We start from the raw sequence: 5,955 nt of genomic DNA, 5'->3' as shown, positions 1-5,955 counted from the left end.
GAAATCCAAGCCGATAAATTAAGAGATGGCTTAATTGGTGATGATGCAATAGCACCATTGGCATCGGCGGGTTCAAATAGATCAGCGGGCGGGGTGGCATCCATCGGATACCTACTGGTGGCAGCCAACCTGCTAAGGCTACGCAGTGGCAAGGCATCAAAGCCATTCACATCGCAGCCAAGCCGTTTTAGATACTTAATTAATTCAGCCAACACATGGGTGTGGGGCGGTTCAGCCCCTAATTCCAAAATCAARCCCTTAAGTGCTTTTTCAGCTGCTTGGGAAGCGAAATAACAGGCCTGGGCATTAAAGCCRTTAGCGCAAACCAATTTTGCAACGCCTAAATCATCTTGGGCTTGTTGAAACCAAGCTTGCGGCCTTGCATTCATTGATTTTTACCCGCCASTAGCTGGGCATCCCGTTTAATCGCTTGCCAATGGAGAGATGATTCGCTGCCTATCGCCTGCCAATAGGCAGCACTCACAGCTATTACATCATCACCAATTAAGCCATCTCTTAATTTATCGGCTTGGATTTCAGCCATTTCTTGGCTGCTGCCCACCACCAATAGATCGGTATCTGAATAACCATCCCAATCACCCCGGGCGCGGGAACCAAAGAGATAAATAGCGCAACTGGGCAKCAAAAAATTGTTCAGCTTTGCCTTTAACTGCTCTAACMATTGGGCATGGGAAGCCAGCCGCAACTGCTGCACGGGCGAAAGGGGCTGCAGGGTGCTATCCACAAAATCATGCTAACTAGCAAACACTCAATTKCAGCAGCCAAACCACYGCTAGAGCGATATTTCTGGCCGCTACTGGCCTTGATCTGGCTGGCCGCCACTGGCCTGGATCGGCTCTGGCTGCATTTGGATCAACGGCTGCCCGCTTGGGACCAGGCCGACTACCTCAATAGCGCCCTCGACCATGGCCGGGCCCTTGGGCTACTAGCCGGTGGCAGCTGGCAGGGCTGGCAGCCATTGCTGGATTTATCGCCCAAAATCCCGCCCCTGGCTTCSTTGCTWAATGGCACTGTGSTCGCCATCGCCGGCGACCATCCCGACCAAGCCGCATGGRCCCTCAGCCTTTGGTTTGGCTTGTTGCTGCTGGTTGTGGCCCTATGGGGCCGTGAATTAATGGGTGCCGGCCTTGGTTTAGGGGCAGCCCTGCTCTGCTGCTTGATGCCCCTTTTGGCTGAATTAAGGGTGGACTACGTGCTGGAAATACCGGTTTGCGCCAGTTGCACCTGGGCCCTATGGCTGCTGGGGCGTTGGCTAAAAGGCGGCAARTGGCYCCAGGCGCTTGCGGCWGCAGCGGCGATTGCGGCTGCCCTACTGATTAAACAAAGCGCCCTGCTGGTGTTGCTGCTGCCGGTGCTTTGGGTGAGCTTGAGCGCCCTATGGCTGGGCGGCCCTAGGCGTTTGCAGCTGCTGGCGGCCATGGCACTGGTGCTGGCATTGCTGCTGCCCTGGTTGCAGCACAATCTCGTTACCACCTTGGGGGGCACCCAACGGGCCACCTTGGAATCAGCTGCCCGCGAGGGCGACCCCAATGCCAGCAGCCTGGCGGGCTGGCTTTGGTATCCGAAACGGCTGCCGGCCCTRGTGGGYGAGCTGCCCCTATTTGGCGGCATTGCTGGTTTATTAATYGCCACCTGGCGCCGGCCAGTGGCAAAAAAATGGTTCTGGCTAAGCGGATGCCTTGCGGCCGGGGCGCTGCTCACAGTTCTTAGCCCCAATAAAGACCCCCGCTACCTAGCGCCGCTACTGCCGCTGCTGGCCTTAGTGCTAGCCCGCGGTTGGCTGGCACTGCCCMTGCCCCTATTGGGGCTGGGTTTAGTGGTTGCTGGCGGCTTAACAGCCAGCACAAGGGCAAGGGCAATCGAACGCCAAGGCACACCACCGGAACCATTGGAAGCAATCGTGCGCTACCTGCAGGCCCAGAAGCCCATGGCGGCTCGCACCTTGATCGTGGTACCCAGCACCGGCAGCCTTAATCAACACAATGTGAGCTACTACGGCCGCCGCGCTGGCGGCCAGCTGGTGGGGCGTCAGTTGGGTAATAACCCGGCCCAGATCCCAGCGGCATTAGCGAGTGCAGAGCAGCTGCTGCTAGGCACTGGTTTCCAAGGATCTGTGGGGGCAGAAGCGCAGGTATTTAGTGATTCAATCCGCAATAGTGGCCTGTTCAAATTGGAGCAGAGCTGGCCMAAACCATGGGGAGGCACTTTTGAACTCTGGCAGCGCAAGCAAACGGCCCCAAAGGCCAAAGGATTTGCTGATCGGTTTCCGCTGCTTGCCGCTGGCTTAGCCGARGGCCCCAAGGGCTTAACTCCCTTATTTGATGCGATTGGCGTGCAACATCAACTCGATGGCCACCGCTCCTATCAAGTGCAGGTGCGCCAACAAGCCCTCACTSAGCTSAGGCGAGATCCAAATAAYGCCAAGGCCCTATGGAGCCTTGCCCTGCTTGGCGTATTGCAAAACCGCGCCCTAGAAGCGGAGCAGTGGTTTGMACGGCTTGAGCAGCTGGAGCCCCAAAACCCCTGGCCACCGGCCTACCGGGCGGTRGTGCTGAATGCAGCTTGGCAACCGTGGCGGGCAAGGGCTGTGGCGGATGCAGGCCAAAAGCGCAGTGCAAACCCTGTGCTGGAGGGTCTAGGAGATCTCAGTGGCGCTCTARCGGGTGAAATCTGGCGCCTGGGTGAACTGCAAAAGTCGCTGCCAAAGGCGGTGCAGGCGGTGGAGCAGCAATTAGCTAATTGAGCCCATCTTTTAAAGCAGTTAGTTTTTCGCGAAATTCACCYTTTTGCATGCCGCCCTTTAACTCGCCGTGGATGCTGAAATCAGCCTCAGGGTTTGATACCAATAGGTAGGTGGGCCAACCCATGCCTTCTTTATTTGGRTATTGGGCCAGCAACACCGGCCGATATTTGCGATATGCAGTGGTGTCTTGCAGCATCACACTCACAAATTCAAARCCCAATTCYTCMGCCACCTTGCTGTCGTAGTGGCTCATGCGATGGCAGGTGCCACAGTCTTCTGAACTGAACTTGAGCAGAGTGATCACGGCCGGCGGGCTACATGGCGGCGATGGTAACCAAAACCTGGCGCTTGTAACCGTGGCTTACCACAGCCAGCAGGCCCTTGAAWGCTTGGCGCAGRACCTCGCCAGGCAACAACAGTGCCAATTTGTTTGGTTGCTAGTGAACAATGCACCGCTTTCKGCTCCCCTCAAGCAAGACCAGCTGRSCTGCAGGGRAGTKGAAATTCAGATCATCAATGGCCAAGARGGAGARGGCTTTGGCAGGGGTTGTAACCGCGCCTTTGATCACCTAGCAGCGGCGGGTTTTAACGGTTGGGTGTGGCTGCTTAATCCCGACACCCAATTGCGACGGGGCGATGAATGTGCCCGCATGATCCAAAAGCTGAAARGCTGTGATCAASGCACAGTGCTGGGCACTGCTGTTTGCGGTGCCGAGGGAGAGCTTGAAGCCAGTGGCGGCTGGATTGATCCCGGCCTGCAATTTCGGCGAAGGCGTGTTGGTGAGCAGCTGATCAAAAACAAAGCAATAGAAGCTGMTGCAGTTGAAGTTGATTGGCTAAGTGGTTGCAGTTTGGCTTTAAAACCTGAAGCCCACAGGCCAGYGGCWCGCTTCGACRRMGATTTTTTACTTTATTACGAAGATATYGATCTMTGCCTGCGTTTAAAAGCYCRRGGWGCTYMKGTGCTGTGGTGGCCACAATTATTAATTGGCCATCAAAAAGGTRSCGGCAGCCAAGTTCCATCCTCGCGGCGATTAAAACTATCAACCATTAGTTATYTACGTTTTATWCAACGCTATTGCCCCAAGTGGGTGCAACTATTGCGGGTTGCTCGCCTAATAATCAATGCCCTACTGCGYATRCCGTTGCAGCCAAAACGCAGCKYTGCCGTGCTTTCCTCCTTGCAAATCTGGCGCTARAYTCCAGGAATGCAAGCAAARACRRGCTGGGYAAGGCGGMGGCTGCTTGAGCCGATCCGCGAGCGGTTGGCGCAATTCCCAGCRGTGGCCCTGCTGGGGCCCAGGCAGGTGGGCAAAACTAGCTTGGCGCGCGAGCTGGCAGASCAGTGCCCMAGTGTGTATTTAGATCTTGAAGCACCAGCGGATCGAGCCCGATTAACGGATCCAGCTCTCTATCTCTCAGCCCTAGCCAACCGCTTAGTGATCCTGGATGAAGTGCAACAAATGCCGGAGTTATTTGCCAGCCTGCGGGGTTTAATTGATAGCGGCCGCCGGCAAGGGCTACGCAGCGGCCGCTTTTTGCTACTTGGTTCCGCCTCTGGAGAGTTAATCCGTCAGAGCAGCGAAAGTTTGGCTGGAAGAATTGCTTATCTAGAACTCACAGGCTTAAATATTTTAGAAGTGGGCGAGAAAGAACAAGAWAAACTATGGATTCGCGGTGGTTTTCCWGATAGCTTCTTTTCCACTAATGATGGCTCYAGCGCAATTTGGMGAGAAAATTTTATCCGCACTTATTTAGAACGCGATGTGCCGCAATTGGGGTTACGCATCCCTGCCGAAACATTGCGTCGATTTTGGCTAATGCTTGCCCATCACCAAGGCTGTTTACTAAATGCAGCAGAGCTGGGTAGAAGCCTGGGAATTGATAGCAAAACCGTGGCTCGCTACTTAGATCTGTTGGTAGATTTGTTGCTGGTGCGCCGYYTACAGCCMTTACATGTAAATATAGCYAAACGATTAGTGAAATCAGCAAAGATTTATGTGCGAGATAGYGGCTTACTTCATARTYTACTAGGMGTAGATGATCGAGATGCATTATTTGGTCATCCCGTTGTGGGTGGCAGCTGGGAAGGGTTCGTAGTGGAAACCCTATTAAGTGTGGCACCGGAGCGATGYGARGCCTCGTTTTATCGCACTGCTGCAGGAGCCGAAATGGATCTGGTGTTGGATTTTGCTTGTGGCCAACGCTGGGCAATTGAAATAAAGCGCGGATTAGCACCAAAACTCAGCAAAGGCTTTCAYCAAGCCCGAGCTGATCTGAAGCCAAATAAAACCTTTGTGGTGAGCTCAGCAGCAGATCGCTATCCGATTGGGGAAGCCATTGAAGTAATTAGCCTTGCTGAACTRGGGGGATTAATAAGCAATTTCAATGCTATAAACATGTTAAGTTAAATAAGTTTTTCCGCTAAAGCATCCCATGGCACTAAAGTAATTAATTAGCCGAATGAATCAATGAATTCTGCTCAATTTGCTTGGTTCACATACCTATTTCAAGCCGGTTTTTTTAAGCAACCGGGTGCTTTATTAATGTGGCAAACAATATTGCAAAGCCTAGCAACACCCTCTGCCGCATCAAGCACTCCTCCTGCACAATCAAGTTTATTTACGCCATTCTTTGCCTATGAGAGTGGCAGCACCTATCCRACTTCCTATGCCCTTCAAGGCATAACTGGTGGCAATAGTAGCGGTGATTATATTATCACCGGAACAAAAAATTTAGCCAATGGYGGCAACCCAGCAGCACAGGGACTTGTTTACCAAGGCCCCATAAATGCCGCCAATACATCACAAGGAAATGGCAGCGGCACCTGGACARTAATRAATGTTCCCAATGGAATTAACACCATAAATAATCCCACTGTGAATAGCTATACAAATACAAGTATTTATGGGGTAAATAATCTTGGCAGTGGCCTTGTAAATCTTGTTGGCTCGGTTTCACCAGCCAATGTAACTTACGACAATGCTGGATTTCCAGCAAGCACCCTTGGATTTTACTATGCAGGGCCAATTACAACAACACCAAATAAAAATGACTTTCAAGTATTTCAACCAAAGTTTAGCGATGGAAGCCTAGCAACCTACACGTTTATTCATAGCGTTGATGGTGGATTAGCCGCTGGTGGCTACGATTCTTTCCCAACTCGCCCAGATATTCACGCTTTTATATAT

Annotated in this window: 6 protein-coding genes; 3 read left to right on the top strand and 3 right to left on the bottom strand. The window is 52.7% G+C overall.

Going from position 1 to position 5,955, the window contains the following annotated elements:
• Both C7K08_RS12275 and C7K08_RS12270 read right to left on the bottom strand, forming a co-directional pair.
• A partial coding sequence (locus C7K08_RS12275) for a HEPN domain-containing protein (protein WP_106500876.1) occupies positions 1 to 389 on the bottom strand: 389 nt, incomplete at its 3' end.
• Positions 386 to 745, bottom strand: coding sequence for a nucleotidyltransferase domain-containing protein (locus C7K08_RS12270; RefSeq protein ID WP_106500875.1), 360 nt, complete (start codon positions 743 to 745; stop codon positions 386 to 388). The genes C7K08_RS12270 and C7K08_RS12275, both read right to left, overlap by 4 nt.
• Positions 746 to 823: 78 nt before the next feature.
• Here C7K08_RS12270 and C7K08_RS12265 point away from each other — a divergent pair, with 78 nt between their 5' ends.
• Positions 824 to 2,764, top strand: coding sequence for a glycosyltransferase family 39 protein (locus C7K08_RS12265; protein WP_341272168.1), 1,941 nt, complete (start codon positions 824 to 826; stop codon positions 2,762 to 2,764).
• On the opposite strand, the gene C7K08_RS12260 is transcribed toward C7K08_RS12265, so the two are convergent.
• The gene (locus C7K08_RS12260) at positions 2,757 to 3,017 is read right to left on the bottom strand and encodes a hypothetical protein (protein WP_423218700.1); all 261 of its coding nucleotides are present in this window, start codon (positions 3,015 to 3,017) and stop codon (positions 2,757 to 2,759) included. The two genes, C7K08_RS12265 and C7K08_RS12260, sit on opposite strands and share 8 nt — an antisense overlap.
• 955 nt (positions 3,018 to 3,972) lie before the next feature.
• Here C7K08_RS12260 and C7K08_RS12250 point away from each other — a divergent pair.
• Both C7K08_RS12250 and C7K08_RS15595 read left to right on the top strand, forming a co-directional pair.
• Positions 3,973 to 5,175, top strand: a complete 1,203-nt coding sequence (locus C7K08_RS12250) for an ATP-binding protein (protein WP_106500872.1) — start codon at positions 3,973 to 3,975, stop codon at positions 5,173 to 5,175.
• 468 nt (positions 5,176 to 5,643) lie between these two features.
• Positions 5,644 to 5,955: hypothetical protein (locus C7K08_RS15595; RefSeq protein WP_206603851.1), on the top strand; the 312-nt coding region annotated here is incomplete at its 3' end.

This window comes from Synechococcus lacustris str. Tous, assembly GCF_003011125.1.
GTDB classification, from domain to species: Bacteria; Cyanobacteriota; Cyanobacteriia; order PCC-6307; family Cyanobiaceae; genus Synechococcus_D; species Synechococcus_D lacustris.
The sequence above is the reverse complement of the archived record's forward strand: the minus strand, read 5'-3'. Positions and strand labels throughout refer to the sequence as shown.